General features: G+C 65.7%; 23 protein-coding genes. 8 read left to right on the top strand and 15 right to left on the bottom strand.

All coding sequences use genetic code 11. The annotated features are described in order from the left end of the window. Positions 1-58: 58 nt before the first annotated feature. Together A3CW_RS0109975 and A3CW_RS0109970 are read right to left on the bottom strand one after the other, a co-directional pair. A complete protein-coding gene (locus tag A3CW_RS0109975) occupies positions 59-2,344 on the bottom strand; it encodes an NADP-dependent malic enzyme (protein ID WP_028203435.1) in 2,286 nt (761 codons plus the stop codon). A gap of 214 nt (positions 2,345-2,558) precedes the next feature. Continuing rightward, entirely contained in the window at positions 2,559-3,800 is a 1,242-nt protein-coding gene (locus A3CW_RS0109970; protein WP_028203434.1) for an MFS transporter, read from the bottom strand. A 379-nt stretch (positions 3,801-4,179) separates the two neighbouring features. Here A3CW_RS0109970 and A3CW_RS0109965 point away from each other — a divergent pair, with 379 nt between their 5' ends. After that, on the top strand, positions 4,180-4,866 hold the full coding sequence (locus A3CW_RS0109965) for an orotate phosphoribosyltransferase (RefSeq protein ID WP_028203433.1): 687 nt from the start codon (positions 4,180-4,182) through the stop codon (positions 4,864-4,866). Between the two features lie 130 nt (positions 4,867-4,996). Here A3CW_RS0109965 and A3CW_RS0109960 read toward each other — a convergent pair whose 3' ends face one another. After that, complete coding sequence (locus A3CW_RS0109960; RefSeq protein WP_028203432.1) at positions 4,997-5,704, bottom strand: response regulator transcription factor; 708 nt, start codon at positions 5,702-5,704, stop codon at positions 4,997-4,999. Positions 5,705-5,970: 266 nt separating this feature from the next. Between A3CW_RS0109960 and A3CW_RS0109955 the strand changes: the two genes are divergently transcribed. Beyond that, the gene (locus A3CW_RS0109955; RefSeq protein WP_051481342.1) at positions 5,971-6,561 is read left to right on the top strand and encodes a YbhB/YbcL family Raf kinase inhibitor-like protein; all 591 of its coding nucleotides are present in this window, start codon (positions 5,971-5,973) and stop codon (positions 6,559-6,561) included. 158 nt (positions 6,562-6,719) lie between these two features. Continuing rightward, complete coding sequence (argC, locus tag A3CW_RS0109950) at positions 6,720-7,667, top strand: N-acetyl-gamma-glutamyl-phosphate reductase (protein WP_028203430.1); 948 nt, start codon at positions 6,720-6,722, stop codon at positions 7,665-7,667. 239 nt (positions 7,668-7,906) lie between these two features. On the opposite strand, the gene A3CW_RS0109945 is transcribed toward argC, so the two are convergent. Both A3CW_RS0109945 and A3CW_RS0109940 read right to left on the bottom strand, forming a co-directional pair. Further along, complete coding sequence (locus tag A3CW_RS0109945; protein WP_028203429.1) at positions 7,907-8,272, bottom strand: response regulator; 366 nt, start codon at positions 8,270-8,272, stop codon at positions 7,907-7,909. Between the two features lie 252 nt (positions 8,273-8,524). Next, positions 8,525-9,397 carry an NAD(P)-dependent oxidoreductase gene (locus A3CW_RS0109940; protein ID WP_028203428.1) on the bottom strand — a complete coding sequence of 291 codons (873 nt, stop codon included), beginning with the start codon at positions 9,395-9,397 and terminating at the stop codon, positions 8,525-8,527. Between the two features lie 139 nt (positions 9,398-9,536). Here A3CW_RS0109940 and A3CW_RS45810 point away from each other — a divergent pair, with 139 nt between their 5' ends. Both A3CW_RS45810 and A3CW_RS0109930 read left to right on the top strand, forming a co-directional pair. After that, positions 9,537-10,355, top strand: a complete 819-nt coding sequence (locus tag A3CW_RS45810) for a Mut7-C RNAse domain-containing protein (protein ID WP_081771581.1) — start codon at positions 9,537-9,539, stop codon at positions 10,353-10,355. A gap of 117 nt (positions 10,356-10,472) precedes the next feature. Then, positions 10,473-10,757, top strand: a complete 285-nt coding sequence (locus A3CW_RS0109930; RefSeq protein WP_028203427.1) for a hypothetical protein — start codon at positions 10,473-10,475, stop codon at positions 10,755-10,757. 72 nt (positions 10,758-10,829) lie between these two features. Here the strand turns inward: A3CW_RS0109930 and A3CW_RS0109925 are convergent, their stop codons facing one another. Continuing rightward, a complete protein-coding gene (locus A3CW_RS0109925) occupies positions 10,830-11,051 on the bottom strand; it encodes a hypothetical protein (RefSeq protein ID WP_028203426.1) in 222 nt (73 codons plus the stop codon). Between the two features lie 465 nt (positions 11,052-11,516). Between A3CW_RS0109925 and A3CW_RS0109920 the strand changes: the two genes are divergently transcribed. Further along, positions 11,517-12,440 (top strand): DMT family transporter, encoded by a 924-nt coding sequence (locus tag A3CW_RS0109920; protein ID WP_051481361.1) that lies wholly within the window; start codon positions 11,517-11,519, stop codon positions 12,438-12,440. A 608-nt stretch (positions 12,441-13,048) separates the two neighbouring features. On the opposite strand, the gene A3CW_RS0109915 is transcribed toward A3CW_RS0109920, so the two are convergent. The 6 genes from A3CW_RS0109915 to A3CW_RS0109890 form a co-directional block, all read right to left on the bottom strand. After that, positions 13,049-13,816 carry an SIR2 family NAD-dependent protein deacylase gene (locus A3CW_RS0109915; RefSeq protein ID WP_245623572.1) on the bottom strand — a complete coding sequence of 256 codons (768 nt, stop codon included), beginning with the start codon at positions 13,814-13,816 and terminating at the stop codon, positions 13,049-13,051. Between the two features lie 269 nt (positions 13,817-14,085). After that, positions 14,086-15,912, bottom strand: coding sequence for a glutamine--fructose-6-phosphate transaminase (isomerizing) (gene glmS, locus A3CW_RS0109910; protein WP_028203423.1), 1,827 nt, complete (start codon positions 15,910-15,912; stop codon positions 14,086-14,088). 71 nt (positions 15,913-15,983) lie between these two features. Then, positions 15,984-17,345: a bifunctional UDP-N-acetylglucosamine diphosphorylase/glucosamine-1-phosphate N-acetyltransferase GlmU gene (gene glmU, locus A3CW_RS0109905; protein ID WP_028203422.1), complete on the bottom strand. Its 1,362-nt coding sequence runs from the start codon at positions 17,343-17,345 to the stop codon at positions 15,984-15,986. Between the two features lie 202 nt (positions 17,346-17,547). After that, positions 17,548-18,519 (bottom strand): tRNA 2-thiocytidine(32) synthetase TtcA, encoded by a 972-nt coding sequence (ttcA, locus tag A3CW_RS0109900; protein WP_028203421.1) that lies wholly within the window; start codon positions 18,517-18,519, stop codon positions 17,548-17,550. 3 nt (positions 18,520-18,522) lie between these two features. After that, positions 18,523-18,918: a dihydroneopterin aldolase gene (locus A3CW_RS0109895; RefSeq protein WP_028203420.1), complete on the bottom strand. Its 396-nt coding sequence runs from the start codon at positions 18,916-18,918 to the stop codon at positions 18,523-18,525. A 203-nt stretch (positions 18,919-19,121) separates the two neighbouring features. Further along, positions 19,122-19,979, bottom strand: a complete 858-nt coding sequence (locus A3CW_RS0109890) for an SDR family oxidoreductase (protein WP_154677894.1) — start codon at positions 19,977-19,979, stop codon at positions 19,122-19,124. Positions 19,980-19,992: 13 nt separating this feature from the next. On the opposite strand from A3CW_RS0109890, the gene A3CW_RS0109885 reads away from it, so the two are divergent. Together A3CW_RS0109885 and A3CW_RS0109880 are read left to right on the top strand one after the other, a co-directional pair. Then, positions 19,993-21,195: a class I SAM-dependent methyltransferase gene (locus A3CW_RS0109885; RefSeq protein ID WP_028203418.1), complete on the top strand. Its 1,203-nt coding sequence runs from the start codon at positions 19,993-19,995 to the stop codon at positions 21,193-21,195. Between the two features lie 18 nt (positions 21,196-21,213). Then, positions 21,214-21,408: a DUF2905 domain-containing protein gene (locus A3CW_RS0109880; protein WP_028203417.1), complete on the top strand. Its 195-nt coding sequence runs from the start codon at positions 21,214-21,216 to the stop codon at positions 21,406-21,408. Between the two features lie 18 nt (positions 21,409-21,426). Here A3CW_RS0109880 and A3CW_RS0109875 read toward each other — a convergent pair whose 3' ends face one another. The 3 genes from A3CW_RS0109875 to A3CW_RS0109865 are packed head-to-tail and all read right to left on the bottom strand — an operon-like array spanning position 21,427 to position 24,326. After that, positions 21,427-22,668: a multifunctional CCA addition/repair protein gene (locus tag A3CW_RS0109875; RefSeq protein WP_028203416.1), complete on the bottom strand. Its 1,242-nt coding sequence runs from the start codon at positions 22,666-22,668 to the stop codon at positions 21,427-21,429. Next, the gene (locus A3CW_RS0109870; RefSeq protein ID WP_028203415.1) at positions 22,665-23,315 is read right to left on the bottom strand and encodes a glutathione S-transferase family protein; all 651 of its coding nucleotides are present in this window, start codon (positions 23,313-23,315) and stop codon (positions 22,665-22,667) included. The genes A3CW_RS0109875 and A3CW_RS0109870 overlap by 4 nt, the downstream gene beginning before the upstream one ends. Positions 23,316-23,369: 54 nt before the next feature. Next, the gene (locus A3CW_RS0109865; RefSeq protein WP_028203414.1) at positions 23,370-24,326 is read right to left on the bottom strand and encodes a complex I NDUFA9 subunit family protein; all 957 of its coding nucleotides are present in this window, start codon (positions 24,324-24,326) and stop codon (positions 23,370-23,372) included. Positions 24,327-24,445: the final 119 nt, after the last annotated feature.

Here is a 24,445-nt window from a genome sequence, read left to right as displayed (position 1 = left end):
GGGCGCTCCGTGCAACACGGAGCGCCCTTTTCACGTCAGGCGATGAGCGAGAGCGTGCTTACTTTGCCGCCGCCTTCGCCACGTTCGCGTTCGCCGAAGCGACCGCCGTCATGTTGATGATGCGTCGCACCGTGGCCGCCGGCGTGAGGATGTGCACCGGCTTCGACGCGCCCAGCAGGAACGGGCCGACCGTCACGCCTTCACCGCCGATCACCTTCAGCAGGTTGTAGGCAATGTTGGCCGCTTCCACGTTCGGCATGATCAGCAGGTTCGCTTCGCCCGTGAGCGTCGTGCCCGGGAACGACTGCTTGCGGATCAGCTCGGAGAGCGCCGCGTCGCCGTGCATTTCGCCGTCGACTTCGAGCTGCGGATCGCGCTCGGCGATCAGCTCGCGCGCGGCCTGCATGCGCTGCGACGTCGACGAACGCACGCTGCCGAAGTTCGACGAAGACAGCAGCGCGACCTTCGGCGTGATGCCGAACTTCTCGATTTCGCGCGCGGCGAGGATCGTCATGTCGGCGAGCTGCTCGGCGCTCGGCACTTCGTTCACGTAGGTGTCGCTGATGAAGATATTGCGGCCCGGCAGCATCAGCAGGTTCATCGCCGCGTAGTTCTCGGCTGCCTTCGCCTTGCCAAACACCTGATCGATGAACTTGAGGTGGTAGTCGAAGCTGTTGAGCAGGCCACAGATCATGCCGTCGGCGTCGCCCAGATGCACGAGGATCGCGCCGATCAGCGTGTTGAACTTGCGCACCGAAGCCTTCGCCACGTCGGGCGTGATGCCCTGACGCGCGCCGAGTTCGTGGTACGCCTGCCAGCTCTTCTGGAAGCGCGGATCGTCTTCGGGATCGACGATCTCGAAGTCGGTGCCCGGACGCAGCTTCGAGCCCATCTTCTTCAGGCGCATTTCCACGACCGACGGACGGCCCACGATGATCGGCCTGGCGATCTTCTCGTTGAGCACGAACTGCGCGGCGCGCAGCACGCGCTCGTCTTCGCCCTCGGCGAACACGATGCGCGCGCAGTTGGCCTTCGCCGCCGCGAACACCGGGCGCATCACCATGCCCGAGCGGTAGACCGTCGCGCCAAGCTGCTCGCGGTAGGCTTCCATGTCCTGGATCGGGCGCGTGGCCACGCCCGAATCCATCGCGGCCTGCGCCACGGCCGGCGCGATCTTGATGATGAGGCGCGGATCGAAAGGCTTCGGAATCAGGTACTCCGGGCCGAATTCGAGCGTGTGGCCTTCATAGGCCTTCGCCACTTCGTCGCCCTGATCGGTTTCCTCGGCGAGTTCCGCGATCGCGCGCACGCACGCGAGCTTCATCTCTTCCGTGATGGTCGTCGCGCCCACGTCCAGCGCGCCACGGAAGATGAACGGGAAGCACAGCACGTTGTTGACCTGGTTCGGATAGTCCGAACGGCCCGTGGCGATGATCGCGTCCGGGCGCACCTTCTTCGCTTCTTCCGGGCGGATTTCCGGCTCCGGGTTCGCGAGCGCGAGGATCAGCGGCTTGTCGCCCATCTCCTTGACCATCTCGGGCTTGAGCACGCCTGCGCTCGAGCAGCCGAGGAACACGTCGGCGGCCTTGATCGCATCGCCGAGCGTGCGCGCTTCGGTGTTGGCGGCGTAACGCGCCTTCGACGGATCGAGATTGCCGCGGCCTTCGTAGATCACGCCCTTCGAGTCGGTGACGAGGATGTTCTCTTTCTTCAGACCGAGCTTCACGAGCAGGTCCAGACACGCGATCGCCGCCGCGCCCGCGCCCGAGCACACGAGCTTCACGCTGCCGAGATCCTTGCCCACGACCTTCAGGCCGTTGAGGATCGCCGCCGACGCGATGATGGCCGTGCCGTGCTGGTCATCGTGGAAGACCGGAATCTTCATGCGCTCACGAAGCTTCTGCTCGATGTAGAAGCACTCGGGCGCCTTGATGTCTTCGAGGTTGATGCCGCCGAGCGTCGGCTCGAGCATGGCGATGGCGTCGACGAGCTTGTCCGGGTCCAGCTCGTCGAGTTCGATGTCGAACACGTCGATGCCGGCGAACTTCTTGAAGAGACAACCCTTGCCTTCCATCACCGGCTTGGCCGCGAGCGGGCCGATGTTGCCGAGGCCGAGCACGGCCGTGCCGTTCGTCACGACGCCGACGAGGTTGGCGCGCGAGGTGTACTTCTGCGCATCGAGCGGTTCTTCGTAAATCGCCATGCACGCGGCCGCAACGCCGGGCGAGTAAGCGAGCGAAAGATCAAGCTGGTTCGAGAGCGGTTTGGTCGGTGTGACCGAGATCTTGCCGGGCTTCGGATTCTGGTGATACGCGAGCGCGCTTTGCTTCAGTTGTTCATCCATTTTCAGGCCTGCCTGGACGTGAGAGACGTGAGAGAGAGAATCTTTTATGGTCGTAGGCCCGCCGGTTCGCACGGCACGAGCGTTCCAGCAGGGCCGATTAGTGTACACCTGGGGCCGTTCACGTCCACGTGGGTCAAAGCCTGATACCGGGAATTCGCGCGGCCGATAGTGCGGGATAGCGCGGCGGCGCTTTCGTCTGACCGATGCACGTTGCTTATTCGAGCGCCGCGCCGCGGCGCTCGGGAATCAGGAAGAGCGTCGCGAAGATGTCGAGCACGTAGATGGCGGCGAGCATGCCGAGCGCCGCCGTGAAGGAATAGCGTGCGGCCAGTGCGCCCACGGCGAGCGGCCCGAAGCCGCCCACGGCGCGGCCGATGTTGAACAGCACGTTCTGCGCGGTGGCGCGCGCCGCGGTGGGATACAGCTCGGAGATGAGCGCGCCATAGCCGCCGATCATGCCGTTGACGAACACGCCCATCGCCGCGCCGCCGATCAACAGCGCGAACGGCGTGGAAAGCTGCGCGTAGACGAACACCATGACCACGGCGCCCGCCTGATAGAACAGGAACGCGGGCCGGCGGCCGAACCGGTCGGCCGCGATGCCGAATAGCCAGATACCGAGCGCCATGCCGGCAACCGTCGCGGCGGTCCACAGCCCCGACTTCGTGAGCGAAAAGCCGAAGGACTTCGAAAGGTACGCGGGCAACCAGATCATGAGCCCGTAGTAGCCGAAGTTCTGCACCGAGCACAGCACGGCCACGCCGAGGCTCGCGCGCGCGGTGCGCGCATCGGCCACGAGCATGCGCAGGGCACGGGGGCGCTCGGCCCTGGCGGCGGCGGCCGTGCGCCGCGCATGCGCGACGAAAAGCTCGGGCTCCTCCACGCGCCGCCGCACCACGAACGAAACGACCGCCGGCAGCAGCCCGATGGCGAACATGCCGCGCCAGCCGATCAGCGGGAGCAACAGCGGCGTGAGCAGCGCCGCGGCCAGCACGCCCAGCTGCCAGCCGAGCCCGACGTACGACGACGCCCGCGCGCGCAGCTGCGCCGGCCACGCCTCGGCAACGAGCGCCATGCCGATGCCGAACTCGCCGCCCAGCCCGATGCCCGCGATCGTACGGTAGATGAGCAAGTCGCCGTAGCCGCGCGCCAGCGCGCACATGCCGGTGAAGACGGCGAACAGCAGAATGGTCCACGTGAGCACGCGCACGCGACCGTAGCGGTCGCTCAACAGCCCGAACACGATACCGCCCATCACCGCGCCGACGAGCGTCCATGTGACGAGCGCGCCCGCCTGCGCGCCTGAGAGATGCAAATCGGCGCTGATCGCGGGCAGCATGAAGCCGAGCATCAGCAGATCGAAGCCGTCCATGGCGTAGCCGAGCACCGACGCGACGAGCGCACGCAGGGCGTGGCCGCGCGTGGCGGCGGCTGGGTTGGTAGAAACGGCGGTCATGTGGGCAATCCTGAGGAACGTGCGCGCACGGGGAGCGCAAACCGGCGTGAGTGTAAAGGCGTGGCCGGGCCGTCACAACCGCGACGCCAACCGCGCGAACCGCGGCGCGGCCGGCGTTCGCGCCCCACATCGCTGCCGGCGCTTGCCCGTGCGACTCGTCGGCGATCGTCAAGTCGGGTAAAATACCGGCCTACGCGCGCAAGAGAAGCCGTCCGGACCGGGCGAGTCGCCTTGACCCCATGCAGTGAGAAAGGTCAGGCGACCCACGCCTTTCGGGCCGCGCACCGCAGGCGCCGAAGCCACGCTTCGCGCCCGCCGTGCCAGCGCCACCGGGCCCCGCGCCCACCCTCCTCCCGCACTCATATCCAAGGATTCGCCCATGACAGGCTACGATCGCCAGACGATCTCGGACGCAACCGCGAAAATGCTGCTCGAAGTGAAGGCCGTGCACTTCAACGCCGAAAAGCCCTTCATCTTCACTTCCGGCTGGGCGAGCCCGGTCTATATCGACTGCCGCAAGCTGATCTCGTATCCGCGCGTGCGCCGCGGCCTGATGGAAATGGCCGAAGCCACGATCCTGCGCGACGTCGGCTACGAGCAGATCGACGCCGTGGCCGGCGGCGAAACCGCGGGTATCCCGTTCGCGGCATGGCTCTCCGACCGCCTGATGGTGCCCATGCAGTACGTGCGCAAGAAGCCGAAGGGTTTCGGCCGCAACGCGCAGATCGAGGGTCTGCTCACCGAAGGCCAGCGCGTGCTGCTCGTCGAAGACCTGACCACCGACAGCCGCAGCAAGATCAACTTCATCAACGCGCTGCGCACGGCCGGCGCGCAGGTGAACCACTGCTTCGTGCTGTTCCACTACAACATCTTCAAGGAAAGCGTCTCGGTCCTGAAGGACATCGACGTCGACCTGCACGCGCTCGCCACGTGGTGGGACGTGCTGCGCGTCGCCAAGGAATCGGGCTACTTCGAAACGAAGACGCTCGACGAAGTCGAGAAATTCCTGCACGCACCGGCCGAGTGGTCGGCTGCGCACGGCGGCGCGACGTCGGCACCGCAGTAAGCACACGAGCCGCACGCGCGCGAGCGCGTGCGCATGGCAAAAAGGCCATCTGCCTCCTGGGCAGATGGCCTTTTTTTCTGGCCGGTGTATAAGCGTAAAGCGGGTGTCGAGCGGGTGTCGGGCGGCAGGATCAACGCGCCGTTTCTGCCTCACCGCCCGCTTCGGGCACATCGGGCGTATACGAGGAGAGATTGAGCAAGCCATTGCTCTGCGCGTACTGGAAAAGTTCGGAGTCTCGCTCGAGCCCGAGCTTGCGCATCGCCGTATTCTTCTGAGTACTAATAGTCTTAATACTGCGGTTCAGTTTCTCGGATATTTCTTTAATCGTCATGCCCGAAACAAAGAGTCGCACGACTTCGAGTTCCCGCTTTGAGAGAATCACTTCATCGGTTTTCCCGCCGCTGTTGATGCGTAATTGATCGAGCGCGATCTTCACCTGTGGGCTCATATATTCGAGATTGCGGCTCACATGCTGCACCGCGAGGCCGATGTGGCTCAGGTCGTCGGATTTGTGCACCACCGCGAACACACCGAGTTCGCCGAGCCGTTTGAGCAGCGCGGGATTTTCGAGCATTGTGAGGACGACGATGGGAACGTTCGGGAAGTTGCGCCGCAGGTAGCCGATGAGCGGCAAACCGTCGCCGTACTGGCCGCCCGGCATGGCAAGGTCAGTCACCAGCACGTCGCAGGGACCTGTTTGCAACGCCTTGACGAGTTCGGTGGACTGGCGGGCGCGGCCAACGACCTGGATGCCGGGAAAGTTGAGCAGTGCATGTTCCGCACCAAACAAGATCACCGGATGATCGTCGGCGACTACGACCCTGATTGGTTGCTGCATTAGCCCTCCGTGTAGGCAAACCTGCTTATTTCTCCCGCGGCCAGTTCACATTTTGCTTGTTGTTTCTGGCCTCCGACGGCACTAGTTGCCCGAGCAGGAGAATATACGACTATAGCGGAATCCTCCTGCACGCCTGGTACGCGCGCAGGCGAAAGCTCGCTCGCTTATACCGCTATATTGGATCAAATCCGGACCAGGGAACAATTCAAAACTTTCCTTCAGGACAACGTGGCCCAAATTTCACAAACGTGCAGGAGAACTCGCTGATGCGTACTCCCTATGACTTTCAGCCTCGTTGCATGCGCCGTGCATCCCTATGCGCGGCCTTGGCGATGGCCAGTGTTGTGGCGACAACCGACTTGGCCTGCGCAGGCGAAAAATTCACGGTATCGAGCGCCGATTTCAGCGATGGCGGAAAAGTCGGTCCGCGCCAGATCTTCAATGATGCGGGCTGCAATGGGCCGAACCAGTCACCCAGTTTGACCTGGCGCAATGCTCCTGCAGCTACGCGCAGTTTTGCCATTACGATCTTCGATCGAGACGCGCCAGGACGCGGTTGGTGGCACTGGGCCGTCGCGAATATTCCAGCAAGCGTCACGAGCCTGCCGGAGAACGCCAGCGCCGCGGGCGCGCTGCGCAAGCTCGGCGCGATCGAGGCGCGCAACGACTTCAACATCGACGGCTATGGAGGACCGTGCCCGCCGCCGGGCAATCCCCATCGCTACGTCGTCACCGTGTACGCGCTGAACGTCGATACGCTCCCGCTCGCGCAAGGCCGCCCGGCACCGCTGTTCGATCGCGAGATCAGCGGCTCGACGCTCGGAAGCGCACAGATCACCGTGACGTACGGACGCTGACGGGGGGCGGTCGTGCGGCGAGCGCCTGAGCCCTTACGGGTAAGCCCCGATTTTTTTCCGGACGTGTTCACACGCGCGTCCGCATGACGTCTTAAAATACCGTTCCAGCACCGCCCCGGGTGATGGCGCCCCAATCCCCCGCGTTCAGAGAGACTGAGATGAGCACGAAAGTTTTTGTCGACGGACAGGAAGGCACGACCGGCCTGAAGATTTTTGAATACCTGTCGCCGCGCACCGACGTCGAGATTCTGCGAATCGACGATGCGAAGCGCAAGGACGTCGAGGAACGCCGCCGTCTCATCAACGCTTCGGACGTGACGTTCCTGTGCCTGCCCGACGTCGCCTCGCGCGAGTCGGCCTCGCTCGTCGAAAACGATCGCACCGTGCTGATCGACGCGAGCACGGCGTTCCGCACCCAGGCCGACTGGGCCTACGGCCTGCCCGAGCTGACCAAAGCCCAACGCGACAAGGTGCGCAAGTCGAAGCGCATCGCGGTGCCCGGCTGTCACGCTTCGGCGTTCATTCTCGCCATGCGTCCGCTCGTCGAAGCTGGCCTCGTTGCGCCGGATTTCGCCGCGCACAGCTACTCGCTCACGGGCTACAGCGGCGGCGGCAAGAAGATGATTGCCGAGTACGAAGCGGGCGGCAACGCGAAGCTCGCGAGCCCGCGCCCGTACGCGCTCGGCCTCACGCACAAGCATTTGCCGGAAATGGCGGTGCACGGCGGCCTGAAGTCGGCGCCAGTATTCACGCCGATCGTCGGGCCGTTCTACAAAGGCCTCGCGGTCACGACCTATTTTTCGCCGAAGCAGCTCAAGCGCGGCGCCAAGCCGCAAGACGTGCAGGCGCTCTTCGCCGAGTACTACGCGGGCGAGCCGTTCCTGCGTGTGGCGCCGTTCAACGCCGATGAGAACCTCGACGCCGGCATGTTCGACGTTCAGGCGAACAACGACACGAACCGTGTCGACCTGTTCGTGTTCGGCAACGACGAGCAGTTCGTCACCGTTGCCCGCCTCGACAACCTGGGCAAGGGCGCCTCGGGCGCGGCGATCCAGTGCATGAATCTCGCGATTGGCGCGGCTGAAAATACTGGCCTGCACGCCTGAAGCGGACTCGAAGCGCAAACAAAAAACCGGCTCGCTGAGCCGGTTTTTTTACGCCCTTCATCCTTGCCATGCGCCGATGCGAAACATACAGACGAAAAAAAGCCCGCCAATAGTTGGCGGGCTGAATCCATATCAGAGGAGACATGGAGGAGACAAGAAGCAGTATATCGACTAGCGTGATGCAATGCAACATGTAAAGTAGTGCGCACCCTGAATGTTGCGCCACAACAACATGCTCGTCATTGTCCTGTCATCGAGAGGATGAACATCAGCTGATCGAGCCCCACGGGTCGCACGAGATGCACGTCAAAGCCCGCCGCAAGCGCCTCGTCGCGGTGGCGCGATTCGCCCCAGCCGGCGAGCGCGATCAGGAGCGGCACGCGCTCGCCGCCGACCGCACGCAATTGCCGCACGATCGTTCCGGGCTCGTCCTGCGCGAGCGAAAGCGCCACGATCGCCACGTCGGGCGCGCCGCGCACAGCAAGATCGCGTGCCTCGTCGAGCGTGCGGGCCACAGATACGCCGTAGCCGAGATCGGTCAGCAAGGTGCTGAGCCCGTCCAGCGACTTCTCGTCGTTATCGGCGATCAGGATGCGCGTCTCCATCCGCCGTTCTCCTACCCTGAAATTGGCCTTGCAGCCGGATCTCCCGTTGGATCCGGTGCGTGCCCTGTCGTCGTCATCGGTTCCCCGTCCCCACATCGCGGGCGGCGCCGCCAATCCGGCCGCCATCCATCGAGATGCGTCACATTGTGCTCAGCCGCCCTCCGGGTCTTTGTGCGTCACCGAGCGGTCGTCTGAAGATTTTGATCGCAAAACGCCCCCGAACGTTCGCCGCGCCTCATTGCGCCCCAGTACTCAGCCGCGGCCCGCGCGCCGCGCGGCCACCTTGCCGAGCACGGCGAAATCGGACTCGCCGTCGCCGTGCGCCACGGCTTCGAGCAGGCTATCGCGCAGCACGCTCGCGAGCGGCATCGGCGTCGCGGCGGCGTCGGCCGCGGCCAGCGCGAGCCGCACGTCCTTCAGACCGAGGCGCGCCTTGAAGAGCGCCGGCTCGTAGCGCCGCTGCGCGATCATGCCGCCGTAGCCCGCATACACCGGACCCGGGAACGGTCCGCCCGTCACGACCTCGAGGAAGTCGCTCATCGCGACGCCGTAGCCGTCGAGCAGCGCCGCCGCCTCGCCGAGCGACTCGACGGCCGCAGCCAGCATGAAGTTCGCGGCGAGTTTCATCACGTTCGCCTGCTGCGGCACGGCGCCGACGCGCCATGTTTTCTGGCCGATCACGTCGAACAGCGGCTGCACGCGGTCGATCGCCTCCGAAGCCCCTGCCGCCATGATCGTGAGTTTCGCCGCCTGCGCGGCGTCCGGGCGCCCGAGCACCGGCGCCGCCACGTAGTGCAGGCCATGCCCGGCATGGGCCTGCGCAAGCGCTTCGGCCAGTGCGACGGAAATGGTCGCCATGTTCACGTGCACGAGGGCTTGCGGCGCATGGTCGAGCAGCGTCGCGTCGATGACCTCGCGCAGCGCGGCGTCGTCGGCGAGCATCGAGAGCACGGCGTCGCCGGCGAAGGCCTCGCCCGGCGTGCCGACGATGCGCGCGCCCGCGTCGGCAAGCGCCTGCGCCTTCGCTGCCGTGCGGTTCCACACGCGCACCGTGTGGCCCGCCTTCAGCAGATTGCCGACTATCGCGCCGCCCATTTCGCCAAGACCGATAAATCCGATGTCCATCGCTGCTCCTTCCATGAAAAACGAGGGGAAACCCACGGCAAAGGTGCAGTACAGCACAAGACGGGCCGCGCTGCAGGCGGGCTCTCACGCCGCGCGAACCCCCGCGCGCACTCCGGCAGGCGGTGCGATACTGCTTTGCATGGTCACCGCCACCTTCCGTTTTTACGAGGAGCTGAACGACTTTCTTGCGCGGCCGCTGCGCCGGCGTGCGTTCAGTTGCGCCTGCGCGCGCAACGCCACGGCGAAACACATGATCGAAGCGCTCGGCGTGCCGCACACGGAAGTCGAGCTGATTCTCGTGAATGGCGAATCGGTGGGTTTCGACCATCCGCTCGCGGACGGCGACCGCGTGGCCGTCTACCCGAAGTTCGAGGCGCTCGACATCCGGCCGCTGCTGCGCGTGCGCGACGCGCCGCTGCGCGAACTGCGCTTCGTCGCCGACGCGCATCTGGGCGGCCTCGCGCAACTCCTGCGGCTGGCCGGTTTCGATACGCTCTACGACAACCACTTCCCCGACGACGAGATCGAGGCGCTCGCCGCCGCCGAGCACCGCATCGTCCTCACGCGCGACCGCGAGCTGCTCAAGCGGCGCAGCATCACGCACGGCTGCTACGTGCGCGCGCTCAAGCCGCGCGCCCAGGTCCACGAGATTTTCGAGCGTCTCGACCTCGCGGCGAGCGCGCGGCCGTTCCGGCTCTGCCTCATGTGCAACGCGCCGCTGCGGCCGATCGAGCGCGCCGCGGTGCGCGAGCGCGTGCCCGCCGGCGTCTATGACCGGCAGACACGCTTCGTGACCTGCGACATCTGCCGGCGGGTGTTCTGGGAAGGCTCGCACTGGCAGCGCATGCGCACGCTGATCGACGGCCTCACGCGCCCCACGGACGAAGCGCACGCGGCGCATGACCGGCACGAGCACCACAACGGCCATGAGGGGCCGGATCGCGGCGGCGGAGCGTAGTGGTATTCACGGGTACCCGATGCGGCTCAGTGGCGCTCAAGAGGCAAGTCGCCGCGATGGACGCACGCGGGCGTTTGCGTACAATGCGCGCCACCGCCCAACACCGGAGCACGACATATGACCATGAAGAAAACCGACCTTGAGAAGAACAAGGCGCTGAAACTGATGCAAGCGACGCACAAGAACGGGCCCGACCGTTTCGGCAAGGGTTCGGCGCAACCGCCGCTGGACCGCCGCGAACAGCGCAAGCTGGACCAGGCGCAAGGGCTCGTGCCGTTCGCGTGCAAGCTCAACGCCGATCTCGTCGAGAAGCTGAAGGCTCGCGGCGAGAGTCACCCGGGCGGCGTGAACGGCCTGCTCTCGGAATTGCTGGAAGCCGGGCTCGCACGCGACGCGTCCTGAGCGCTCACCCGCGGCGCGCGCAAAAAAAAAGCCAGAGCAGAGGCTCTGGCTTTTTTACGGCTGAAGGGTGCTTTAGTTTGCCTGGCCCTTGTCTGCCGTACCGGCGGCCGATGCGCCTTCCGACACAGCGGCGCGCTTGCCGTGATGCTTGAGTTGCTTGTGTTGCTTCTTGGCCTTAGCCGGCGCGCTGGCTGCCGGTGCGGTTGCAGCGGGAGCCGAAGCGTCTTGTGCGAATGCCGAAGCCGTGACCAGTGCGAACGATGCTGCGATGAGCGAGGCGAGAATCTTTTTCATCTGTTGTTCCCCAAAACCTGACAAATAATGACCGGCACGTTGTGAATTAGAACAGCGTGAAACCGCGAAACGATCCGCTTGCCGATCTGGGCGGGCGTTTCGCGCGAAGCAGTATTACGCAGCGTAGGGCGTTTGTCATCCGCTAATGCCCGGGTGTATTTTCCGGGAGACAATTCCCTTTCAATTCGGATACGATCGGCATTTACGCGTCCGTTTTCCGGAAGTTCGTTGTTTTTTCACGTAATACGCTGAATTGGCCTGCCCCGAGCGAATTCGGGCCAGATTGACACCCAATTCAGATGCAATCGCGAAAAAAGGGGCAACCGCCCCTTGCGCAACAGGACACCAGGCGGGACATTGCGCGCCGCGCGCCAACCGTCGAAAACGCTGTCGCGCCCGTTCCCCGCGAAAAGAGATCTCCGCTTGCAATCCGCCTCCCGCCGCCACCTGCGCGCCAATCTGCTGATGCTGACCGCCGCCCTCATCTGGGGCTCGGCGTTCGTCGCCCAGCGCCTGAGCCTCGACGCCATCGGCCCGTTCCTGTTCACCGGCCTGCGTTTCCTGCTGGGCGCCGGCGTCGTCTCGGTCTTTTTGCTTGCACGCCGGCGCGCCAGCCGGCGCTGCGCCGCCGACAGCGGCAACGCGGCGGCCCCGGCGCTGTTCAATGGCGCGCTGCTGCGCTCGGGCACCGTGCTCGGCCTCGTGCTGGCCGTCGCCATCTCGCTTCAGCAGATCGGGCTCGGCTACACGAAGATCGCCAACGCCGGCTTCATCAGTTCGCTCTATGTCGTGATCGTGCCGATGCTCGGCGTGCTGCTGCGCCATCGCACGGGCATCGGCACATGGGTCGGCGCCGCGCTCGCTGCGGTTGGGCTCTACTTCCTCAGCATCAACGAGCACTTCTCGGTGATGTACGGCGACTGGTACCAGCTCGGCTGCGCGCTCGTGATCTCGATCCAGGTGATGCTCGTGGGCCACTACGCGCCGCGTCACGATCCGCTCGCGCTTTCGATCGTGCAGTTCGTCGCCTGCGGCGTGGTATGCCTCGCGATCGGGCTCGCGTGCGAACCGCTGCGCGCGGCCGACATCGTGCGCGCCGCGCCCACCATCCTCTACGGCGGCGCGCTTTCGGTGGGCATCGGTTATACGCTGCAGGTCGTCGCGCAGCGCGATGCCGCGCCTGCGCACGCCGCCGTGATCTTCAGTATGGAAGGCGTGTTTGCCGCGCTCGCGGGCTGGGCCGCACTCGGCGAAACGCTCACGTCGCGCGCACTCGCCGGCTGCGCGCTCATGCTCGCCGGCCTGCTCGCCTGCCAACTGCTGCCGGCCTGGCAAGCGCGCATGCATGCGAAGCAACGCACCGCTGCGCAATCTGCCGAAACGGTGTAAAAGCGCGCCATGATTTTCCGGCGTTGATATCGCGCTCCGCACTGTTTCGACAAATGGCGTCGCTCTCGAGCGGCGCCATTTTTTTTCGTGTGGATAACGCGTGATTGCGCCGCGCCGAACCAGGTTATCCACGCCAACCTCTGGACAACCTGGGGATGACCTGGCGAACGACCTGTGGACCACTTCTTGATAACTACGCACCTGGTGTTGCGGCCTGAAAAGTTATCCCAAGAGCGCGCAACACGTACATGCTTTGTCCGCATGGCTATCCGTTTTGCATCGGTATGAGCCAGCAGGCAATTTTCGTGTTGTCCACAGTTAATGCCAGGACTTGTTAACTGTTACTACTTATAAATATAAATACTGAAAAGACAATGGGGAAACACGCACCGCTCGCTGCGCTCGCGTGCTGTGCATTCGCGCAAAATGATTCCACGCTGTGTTTAATCGCGCGTGAGAACACCGTCGACGAATCGCGGCACGCCGAGCAACGCGCGTCGCGCGATCGATCTGCTTCGCAATGTTCATGACGGCAGCCAATGAAAAAGGGCGTGCCTCCTGAGGAGGCACGCCCTTGCCAAATGCATCGCGTGAGGACACCGTGGGAGCTAGTCGCCCGCCATCATCCGCTCGATCCTCGGCTCGAGATCGAGCAGACCGATGGTTGCGGGCTTGGCCTCGACGACGCCGAAGTATTCCGTGCGCCGCGGCGCCGGATCGACGAGGAAATTGCGCGCGTGATGCCCGCAGCGCTCTGGCGGCAGAAGCCGCTCGGGCGGGATCACCTCGAACGCCGTCCCCACGGCGATGAAGAGATCGTCGGGCGTCATGTCGCTCTGAATGCGCCAGAGCGTCTCGTACTCGGGCGCGGCCTCGTTGAAGAACACCACGCCGGGCTTCACACCCTCCACCTGTCCGCACGACGGACAGGCCGCTTGTGGATCGAGCGCGCGGCCGGACACGGGAAACCGGTAGTCGCAGTCGGTGCACAGAAGCGAAATCATGTCGCCGTGCAGATGCGTCACCTGGCGCGCGCCGGCCTGCTCGAGCATGTCGTCGATGTTCTGCGTGACGAGATGCACGCGCTCCGTGCCCCAAGCGTCCTGCCACTTCGCGAGCCGGTCGTGGGCGGCGTTCGGGCGCGCGTCGCCGCATTCGGCGATGCGCTGGTTGTAGAAACGGAACACCGCGGGCCGGTTGCGGCGCCACGTGAGGTAATTGCAGACCTCGTCGATGCTCGCATGGGACCAGATGCCGTCGCCGGTGCGGAACGTCGAAATGCCGCTTTCCGCAGACAGCCCTGCGCCGGAAAACACGAACAGGCGGGGGAGTCTGCCGGACTGACCCGGTTGCCGGGATTGCGCCACGTTTGCCACTTTCGCCTCCTTGATCGAACGGCGACATTATGACCGTCCAGCGGCGTTTCGGCAGAGCCTCGCCTTGGCCAACAGGCACAGGGTCCCGACGAGCGCGTTGCGCGCCCTCAGAGGCGACGCAGCGCGTCTGATCACCCCAGCCCACGCACCGAACCGCGGCAGCCGCCTGAGCGGCCTCTGAATGCCTTCTGCTGCGATCGACCCAACAAAAAGGGGATGCCGCAATGGCATCCCCTTATTCAACCGGCGCAATCAGCGCGCGAACATCCTCACTCCACCGTCACCGACTTCGCGAGATTACGCGGCTTGTCCACATCGGTGCCGCGCACGCACGCCGTGTGATACGCGAGCAGCTGCAGCGGCACGACGTGCAGGATCGGCGAAAGCAGCCCGTAGTGTTCCGGCATGCGGATCACGTGGATGCCGTCTTCGCTCGTGATGTGGGTATCGGCATCGGCGAACACGTACAGCTGGCCGCCGCGCGCGCGCACTTCCTGCATGTTCGACTTGAGCTTCTCGAGCAGCGCGTCGTTGGGCGCCACCGTCACCACCGGCATCGCCTCGGTCACGAGCGCGAGCGGCCCGTGCTTGAGCTCGCCGGCCGGATACGCCTCGGCGTGGATGTACGAGATTTCCTTGAGCTTGAGCGCGCCTTCGAGCGCGATCGGGTAATGCAGCCCGCGCCCGAGGAACAAGGCGTTTTCCTTGCGCGCGAATTCTTCGGACCACGCGATGATCTGCGGCTCCAGCGCGAGCACGCCGTTGAGCGCGGCCGGCAGGTGGCGCAGCAGTTTCAGGTGCGCGGTTTCCTGCTCGGCGTTCACATGCCCGCGCAGCTTGCCGAGCGTGACGGCGAGAATGAACAGGCCGACGAGCTGCGTGGTGAACGCCTTCGTCGACGCAACGCCGATCTCGCGCCCTGCGTGCGTGAGGAACTTGAGTGCGGTGAGCCGCACCATCGCGCTCGTCGCCACGTTGCACACGGCGAGCGTGTGTGCCATGCCGAGCGACTGCGCGTGCTTGAGCGCGGCGAGCGTGTCGGCGGTTTCGCCCGACTGCGAGATCGTCACGACGAGCGCGCGCGGATTCGGCACCGACTCGCGATAGCGGTATTCGCTCGCGATCTCGACATCGGTGCGGATCTTCGCCACGGATTCGAGCCAGTACTTCGCCGTGAGGCCTGCGTAATAGCTCGTGCCGCACGCGAGAATCAGAATGCTGTCGATGCCCTTGAACACCTCGCCCGCGTTCTCGCCGAAGAGTTCGGGCGTGAAGGCGTCGGTGGCGGGAATCGTGTCGGAGATCGCGCGCGGCTGCTCGAAGATCTCCTTCTGCATGTAGTGGCGATACGGGCCGAGATCGACCGCGCCGCCGTAGGCGCCATAGGCCTGCACGTCGCGCACTTCGCGCGTGACGAGGTTGCCGGCGCGATCGGCGATGCGCACGCCTTCCAGCGTGATCTCGCACACATCGCCCTCTTCCAGATAGCTGATGTGCTCGGCGCTGCCCGCGATGGCGAGCCCGTCCGACGCAATGAAGTTCTCACCCTTGCCATAGCCCACCACGAGCGGCGAACCGGCGCGCGCGCCGACCACCGTATGCGGCTGGCTCTTGTGCACCACGCCGATCGCATACGCGCCCGCGAGTTGCTGCACGGCGGCGCGCACGGCGGCGAACAGGTCGCCTTGATACAGGCTGTGGATCAGATGGGCGATGACTTCGGTGTCGGTCTGCGAGACGAATTCGTAGCCCTTCGCGCGCAGCATGTCGCGCAGCGACTCATAGTTCTCGATGATGCCGTTGTGCACGATCGCGAGCGTGTCGCGCGAGAAGATCGGGTGCGCGTTGTTCATCGTGGGCGCGCCGTGTGTGGCCCAGCGCGTGTGCGCGATACCGGTCACGCCTTCGAAGTGCGCCTCGCGCACCTGCTCGTCGAGCTCGGCCACACGCGCGACGCTGCGCACGCGCTGCGGACCGTCGGCCGTCACGACGGCCACGCCGCACGAGTCGTAGCCGCGATATTCGAGCCGCCGCAGTCCTTCGATCAGGACGGGAACGATGTTACGAAGCGCTACCGCGCCGACGATGCCGCACATGGATTCGATCCTTTGCAATGAGAGGCGTGGGCGCCGCGCGTCTTCGCACAGCGGCGCCGGGTTTCAACCGTTCAGTTCTTTTTCTTCACCGGCCGAACGTAGCCGGTTTTCGCGATCTGCGTTTTTTCGTTGAACACGAGCGTGGCTTCCGGCACGTCCTTCCACACCGTCGTGCCTGCCGCGATGGTCACGCCGCGGCCCACGCGCACGGGCGCGACGAGCTGCGTGTCCGAACCCACGAACACGTTGTCCTCGATGATCGTGCGGTGCTTGTTCGCGCCGTCGTAGTTGCAGGTGATGGTGCCCGCGCCGATGTTCACGCCCGCGCCGACGTCGGCGTCGCCGACGTAGCTCAGGTGATTCGCCTTCGAGCCCACGCCGATGTTCGCGTTCTTCACCTCGACGAAGTTGCCCACGTGAACGTCATCGGCGAGCTTCGCGCCGGGACGCAGACGCGCATACGGCCCGAGCACCGCGTTCGCGCCGACCGCCGCGTTTTCGATATGCGTGTAGGCGTCCACGCGCGTGCCCGCGCCGATCGACGCGCTGCGAATCACACAGTTCGGGCCCACGCTCACGTTGTCCGCCAGCGTCACCTCGCCTTCGAATACGCAGTTCACGTCGATGAACACGTCGCGCCCGCAGTTAAGCGAGCCGCGCACGTCGATGCGCGCCGGGTCCGCGAGCGTCACACCCGCCACGAGCAGCGCCTCGGCCACCGTGCGCTGATGCACGCGCTCGAGTTCGGCGAGCTGCTGCTTGCTGTTCACGCCGAGCGTTTCCCATTCGTCGTCGGGCTGTGCGGTCACGGCCGGATGACCGGCGGCGATCGCGGCTTCCACCACGTCGGTGAGGTAATACTCGCCCTGTGCGTTGTCGTTCTTCAGCGCGGCGAGCCAGCCCGCGAGCGGCGCGGTCGGCGTCACGACGATGCCCGTGTTGATCTCGGCGATCTTGCGCTGCGCTTCGTTCGCGTCCTTCTGCTCGACGATGCGCTCGACCTTGCCTGCCGTGTCGCGCACGATGCGGCCGTAACCGGTCGGATCGTCGAGCGTGACGGTGAGGATGCCGTAGCCGTTCTCGCCAGCGGTGTCGATGAGACGCCTGAGCGTCGACGCGCGCGTGAGCGGCACGTCGCCATAGAGCACGAGCGTGGGCACGTTCGCGTCGAGCAGCGGCAGCGCCTGGGCGAGCGCGTGGCCCGTGCCGAGCTGCTGCGCCTGCAGCGCGAACTGGACGTCGGGCGCGCCGACGGCTTCGCGCACGGCCTCGCCGCCATGGCCGACCACGACGACGAGCCGGGTGGGCGAAAGCGTGCGGGCAGTATCGATGACGTGCGAGAGGAGCGGCTTGCCGGCGAGCGGATGAAGCACTTTCGGCAGCGCGGAGTGCATGCGTTTGCCCATGCCTGCCGCGAGGATCACGATGTTCATTGCATCAGTGACTGGATGAGGAATGAAGCGGCTGATTTTAGCATGCGGGATATCCCCGACACGCCGGCCGGCCGGGCTCTCGTGCCCCGATAAACACAGTTTTACAACTGCTTTTCTCCGGATCGGCGGCTAGATGTAAAAAACGCTCCGATGCGGGGTCGGAGCGTTTGAGTCGAACCACAGGGACGACCTGGAAGGCGGCTCAAAGATCGTCGAACGGCGTGAACTTGATTGCCGTGCCGTCCGCGGGCGCCGGGTCGGTGGAACACGGTTCTTCGTCGAACGCGATGTCGCCGGCCGGATCGGCCACGCCCGTCGCGCGCAGGTCCGCGAAGTTGAACAGGTTCGCGTCCATGAGGTGCGACGGCACGACGTTGCCGAGCGCGTTGAACATGTTCTCGACGCGGCCCGGGAAGCGCTTGTCCCACTCGCGGATCAGCGCCTTCATCTCCGCGCGCTTCAGGTTCGGCTGGCTGCCGCACAGGTTGCACGGAATGATCGGGAATTCGCGCAGCACCGCGTACTTCTCGAGATCGGTTTCCTTCACGTAGGCAAGCGGCCGGATCACGACGTTCTTGCCGTCGTCCGACTGCAGCTTGGGCGGCATGCCCTTGAGCTTGCCGCCGTAGAACAGGTTCAGCAAGAGCGTCTGGAGAATGTCGTCGCGATGATGGCCGAGCGCGATCTTGGTCGCGCCCAGCTCGCCCGCCACGCGGTACAGGATGCCGCGGCGCAGCCGCGAACACAGCGAGCAGGTCGTCTTGCCCTCGGGCACGAGGCGCTTGACGATGCTGTACGTGTCCTGGTTCTCGATGTGGTACGGCACGCCCACGCGGTCGAGATATTCGGGCAGCACGTGCTCCGGGAAGCCCGGCTGCTTCTGGTCGAGGTTCACGGCCACGATGTCGAAGTCGATCGGCGCGCGCTCGCGCAGGCGCAGCAGCACGTCGAGCATCGCATAACTGTCCTTGCCGCCCGACAGGCAGACCATGACCTTGTCGCCGTTCTCGATCATGCTGTAGTCGCCGATCGCCTGGCCGACCTGACGCACGATGCGCTTGAACAACTTGTTGTTCTCGTAGGCTTCCTTCTGCTCGCGGCGCGTGAGCACCTGGCGGCCCGTCTCTTCGGTCGCGGCGTCCTCGCCGACGCTTAGCGTTTCGGGGGCGTTCATGAATCAGTCCTCTTTGATGCGAAAGACCTCGACGCCCACCGCGTCGCAGTCCGGATAAACGTCGGGCTTCTCGGTCGAGACGCGCACCGCGCGCACGAGTTCGTGCGAAAGCAGCGCCGCCGCGAGATCGTCGCAGAGCGTCTCCTGCAGATGGATATGACCCTTGCCCACGCGTTCGGCAACGGTCGAGCGCATGAAGTCGTAGTCCACGACTTCGCGCAGCTTGTCCTCTTGCGGCGTGGTCGAAGCGAGCGGCACGAACAGGTCGACATTGATGACGACGCGCTGTTCGCCGCGCTTCTCGAAGTCATGCACGCCGATGTTGATGTGCACTTCGTAGTCGCGCAGGAAAAGCCGGCGGCAATCGGCGAGCCGTGGGTGAAGCAAAACGGTGGACATACAGGTTCCAGTCGATAAAAGCGTGCGTTCTCTCGCACGTATGCCGGCGCGGCGCGCCCGGCGGGTCGTTCAGCCGGTCTGCAAAACCGCTCGTGCGCGGCGGCTTGCGTTCCTTTGTCTTCGTCAGCACCGCTCGCTCGCCGTTCTGCGCGCAGCGGGCTATGCATTTAGTTGCAAATTTAGATGCAACCCACGTTTGGGCGTCAGCCGCCCGTCAAAAACATCACGTCGCGCGGCAGCGGCACGAGGTGCTGGCCGCCGTCCACGACGAGCGTCGTGCCGGTCACGCCGGTCGCCCGCGCGAGATACAGCGCGGCTTCCACGAGATCGGCGGGCCGCGACGCGCGCTTGAGCGGCGTGACCTGGTGCGCGGCGGCGAAGCTCTCCGGCGTCTGGTCGCCCGACTGCAGCGTGAGGCCGGGCGCGAGCCCCACCACGCGCACCTTCGGCGCGAGCGCCTGGGCGAGCGCGACGGTGGCGTTCTGCAGCGCGGCCTTCGTCAGCGTGTACGACAGATAGTCGGGATTCATGTTGTACAGCTTCTGGTCGAGCACGTTGATCACACACGTGCGCAGCGTCTCGTCGTCCACCGCCGCCTCGGGCGTTGCCTCGTACAGCATGCGCGAGAGCACGAGCGGCGCGCCCACGTTGATCGCCATCATTTGCAGCAGCTTCGTGTAACCCACATCCTGCGCGGTGTCCTCGTCGAAGCGCGAGGCATTGTTGAGCACGCACGCAGGACGGCCGAGCGCCGCCGTGCAGTCCGGCACGAGCCGCGCCACCTGGCCTTCGTCGCCGAGGTCGGCGTGCAGCGCCACGGCCCGGCGGCCCAGCGCCGCGATCTGCGCGACGACTTCGTCGGCGTCTTCGCGCGACTCGCCGTAATGCACCGCGACGTCCCAGCCGCGCGCCGCAAAGCCGAGCGAGAACTCGCGGCCAATGCGGCGTGCTCCGCCCGTCACCAGCACAACGGGCGTCGGGGCGTCAGAATCGGGGCGCGATCCTTCGCCGGATGCGCTCAGGTCGGCGTCAGCCGGGCGGATGCCGGGAGTTGCGCTCATTTACAATGCCGGGATGAATCCGAAAGCTCACGAACCCGATAGTTTACCTGTTCCCGAGCCGATCGCGCTCGCGCAGTCCGAGGCGCTCGCGGCCACGTTGCGCGCCGAGATCGCCGCGGCGGGCGGGTGGCTCCCGTTCGACCGCTACATGGAGCGAGCACTCTACGCGCCGGGACTCGGTTACTACGGCGGCGGCGCACGCAAGTTCGGCCTCTTCGCCGAGGACGGCAGCGACTTCGTGACCGCGCCCGAGCTTTCGCCGCTGTTTGCCGCGACGCTCGCGCGCGCCGTCGGCGAAGCGCTCGCCGCCAGCCGCACGCACCGCCTGATGGAATTCGGCGCGGGCACGGGCCGTCTCGCGGCGGGTGTGATGCTCGCACTCGACGCCGCAGGCGTTGCGTTCGACTCCTACGCCATCGTCGACCTGTCGGGCGAACTGCGCGAACGCCAGCGCAAGACCATCGCGCAGCTCGCGCCGGCGCTGCTCAATCGCGTAACGTGGCTCGATGCGCTGCCCGCGCAGTTCGAAGGCGTCGTGATCGGCAACGAGGTGCTCGACGCCATGCCGGTGCGCCTGTTCTCGCGCAAGGACGCCGTCTGGCACGAGCGCGGCGTGAGCGCAAACGCGGAAGGCGCCTTCGTCTTTTCCGATCAGCCGGCGAACTCAGGGCGCGACGCCAACTGGCCCGAAAGCGCGCTCGCGGGCGTGGAAGGCAGCGAAGACTACGTGACCGAAACGCACGAAGCCGCACTCGCGTTCACGCGCACCGTTTGCGCGATGCTCCAGCGCGGCGCGGCGTTCTTCATCGACTATGGCTTTCCGCGCCACGAGTACTACCACGCGCAGCGCGCGCAGGGCACGCTGATGTGCCACTACCGGCACCGCGCGCATGGCGACCCGTTCCTCTATCCCGGTTTGCAGGACATCACCGCGCACGTGGAATTCTCGGGCATTGCCGAAGCGGGCGTCGAAGCGGGCGCGGACCTGCTCGGCTACACCACGCAGGCGCGCTTTCTGATGAACGCGGGCATCACCGAAGTGCTGAGCGAGATCGATCCGCGCGACGCACAGCGCTTCCTGCCCGCCGCGAACGCGGTGCAGAAACTCGTTTCCGAAAGCGAGATGGGCGAGCTATTCAAGGTGATCGCGTTTTCGCGCGGCATCGACGAGACCGTCGCGGCGTTCGCGCGCGGCGACCGCAGCCACACACTCTGAGGCTCACGCCACGCGACCATGATCCGCTGGTTTCTCACCACCTTCATCGCCGTGGCGATTCTCTCGAGCGCCCAGCCGTGGCTCAAAAAGCTCGGCATCGGGCGGCTGCCCGGCGACATCACGCTGCGCATTTTCGGCCGCGAATATCCGCTGCCGTTCATGTCGACGCTCGTGCTTTCGATGGCGCTTTCGTTTCTCGCGCGCGCGCTCTGAACGCGCGCACGCAACGGCTCAAGCCGTCGCGAGCGCACCTTCCACTGCCGCCACGCGCGCTTCGTGCACCGCTTCCTTGATCTTCTCGGCGCCGCCGCGTTCGATCGAGCGCGCAATCGCCCCCGCATCCACGCCGCGCGCGGCCACGAGCGCCAGACGCAGGCGCTCCGCTTGCGGATAAGGCGCGTTCTCCCAGTTCAGCCGCCCGCGCAAATCCGCCTCGCAGGACTGCAGCGCTTCGGCAAAACGCGCGGGTTTGCGCAGCGCGTCGCAACGTTCGAGCATGCGCACGAGCGCCGCCGCGCCCATCTCCATCACGCGATGCACATTGCCGTGCTCGCGTGCGACCAGCACCGCCAGTTCGCGGCAGTCGTTGGGCACGCGCAGACGGTCGCACAGCGGTTTGAGCAGATCGACGCTGCGCCCTTCGTGGCCGATGTGACGCGGCAGCACGTCCTCGGGCGTGGTGCCCTTGCCGAGATCGTGCGTGAGCGCCGCGAAGCGCACCGGCAGCGTGTAGCCCTGCGCGGCCGCATGGTCGATCACCATCATCACGTGCACGCCCGTATCGATTTCCGGGTGATAGTCCGCGCGCTGCGGCACGCCCCACAGCACGTCGACCTCGGGCAGCACCCGCGCGAGCGCGCCGCAATCGCGCAGCACCTCGAACATGCGCGACGGCTTCGCTTCCATGAGACCGCGGGCGATTTCCTGCCATACGCGCTCGGGCACGAGTGAATCGACTTCGCCCGACGCGACCATCTCGCGCATGAGTTCGAGCGTTTCGGGCGCGACGGTGAAATCGGCGAAACGCGCCGCAAAGCGCGCGATGCGCAGAATGCGCACGGGGTCTTCGAGAAACGCCTCGCTCACGTGGCGAAACACGCGTGCTTCCAGATCGCGCGCGCCGCCGAACGGATCGACGACCGCTCCCGTGAGCACGCCGCCCGGCTGGACTTCGCGCGCCATCGCGTTGATGGTGAGATCGCGCCGCGCGAGGTCTTCCTCGAGCGTCACGTCGGGCGCGTAGAAGAACTGGAAGCCGTGATAGCCCGCCGCCGTCTTGCGCTCGGTGCGCGCAAGCGCGTACTCCTCATGCGTTTCGGGATGCAGAAAGACCGGAAAGTCCTTGCCCACCGGACGATAGCCCTGCGCGGCCATCTGCTCGGGCGTCGCGCCCACCACGACATAGTCGCGGTCGCGCACGGGCAGCCCGAGCAGCTCGTCGCGGATCGCGCCGCCTACGACATAGATCTTCATTCGTCGTCGCGTTCGTCGTCGGCAACGATGTGCGTTTCACGGCGCGCCGCTTCGACCCACTCGGCCACTGCGGGCAGTGCGCTCACGCGCTGCGCGTACGCCGCCGCTTCGGGCGAGAGCTTCGGCTGGTAGCTGTTGAAGCGCATGACGACCGGCGCGTACATCGCGTCGGCAATGCCGAATTCGCCGAACAGGAACGGGCCGCCGCTCGCGGCGAGGCACTCGCGCCAGAGCGCGTCGATGCGCGCGACGTCGGCGAGTGCGCCAGGCGTCGCGCCTGCACCCGGCTTCACCTTGCGGATGTTCATCGGCATGTGGTTGCGCACTTCGCCGAAGCCCGCATGCATCTCCGCGCTCACGCTGCGCGCGCGGGCGCGCGCGTTCGCGTCGCGCGGCCACAGCGCGTGCTGCGGGAAGCGCTCGGCGAGGGTCTCGGCAATCGCGAGCGAATCCCACACGGCAAAGCCGTCGTCGCCAACGAGGCACGGCACCTTGCCCGAGGCCGAGAACGCCAGGATCGAGGACTTGGTGGCCGGCTCGTCGAGCTCGATCAGCACCTCCTCGAACGCGATGCCGAAGTGCTTGAGCAGCACCCACGGGCGCATCGACCACGACGAATAGTTCTTGTCTCCGATTACGAGCTTCATTGTTCCAATGACCGTTGTGAGTTGAAAGAGCGCCGGCTGATAGTCCGCGTTCGGCTATCGACCGGCATGGGCGCGAAAGATGTTCAACCGCGAACGCAGCGACGCGTCGGCGAGATAGAGCGGCGCGATCGTCTCGATGCTCGCGGGCTCGATATCGAGCTCGGGTGCGAGCGGCCCGGTCAGCACGCTGTCCACCTTCATCGAATCGAGATTATCGCGCGTGAGCACCGGCACGCCCGGCGCCATCTCGAACGACAGCGCCTGCAGGCGCCCAAACGCGTCGGGCAGCCGCATGATGCGTGCGTGGCGGCCCACCACGTCGCCGCAATACTGCAGCAACTGTTCGAGCGTGTAGACCGTCGGGCCGCCGAGTTCGTAAGTGTGCCCGCTCGCGGCGTCGAGATCGAGCACGTTGACGATCGCCTTCGATACATCGCCCACGAACACCGGCTGGAACTTCGCGTCGGGCATGGCGAGCGGAATCATTGGAAAGAGCCGCTGCAGGAGCGCGAAACGGTTCAGGAAGGTGTCCTCGGGACCGAACACGACGGAAGGCCGGAAGATGGTGGTGGCGAGCGCCGTGGCCGCGTGCACGGCTTTCTCGCCGTCGCCCTTCGAGCGCAGGTACATGCTCGGCCCGCGCGGGTCGGCGCCGATGGCGCTGATGTGGATCAGGCGATGCACGCCCTTGCCCTCGCAGGCGGCGACGATCTTCGTGGGCAAGTCGACGTGCAGCTTCGCGAAGCCCGGGCCGTAGGGATCGCCGCGCCCGCCGTTGAGCGTGCCGACGAGATTGATGACCGCGTCCGCATTTTCGACGAAGGCCGCGAGCGCGACCGGATCGGACACATCGGCCTCGATCACGTCGACGGGCAGCAGGGTGAGATGGCGGGCGTTGTAGCGGCGGCGGGTGGCGACGCGCACGTCCTTGCCCGCCTCGACGAGCGCGTTGACGAGATGGCTGCCGATGAATCCCGAACCGCCGATGACCGCAATGGCTTGATGTCTCATCTTCGACCTCCTCGGGCAGACGGCGCCGCCGCGTACGAGGTCCGGTTCGTCCCGCAGCGCGTCAGCCCGAAGACGGAGCACGCAGCGTGCCGTCATGCCGCGCGCGTTTCCGTATGAAG

The organism is Paraburkholderia nodosa DSM 21604 (assembly GCF_000519185.1).
GTDB lineage: Bacteria > Pseudomonadota > Gammaproteobacteria > Burkholderiales > Burkholderiaceae > Paraburkholderia > Paraburkholderia nodosa.
Note: the sequence above shows the minus strand (reverse complement) of the source record. Positions and strands in the feature narration are given on the sequence as shown.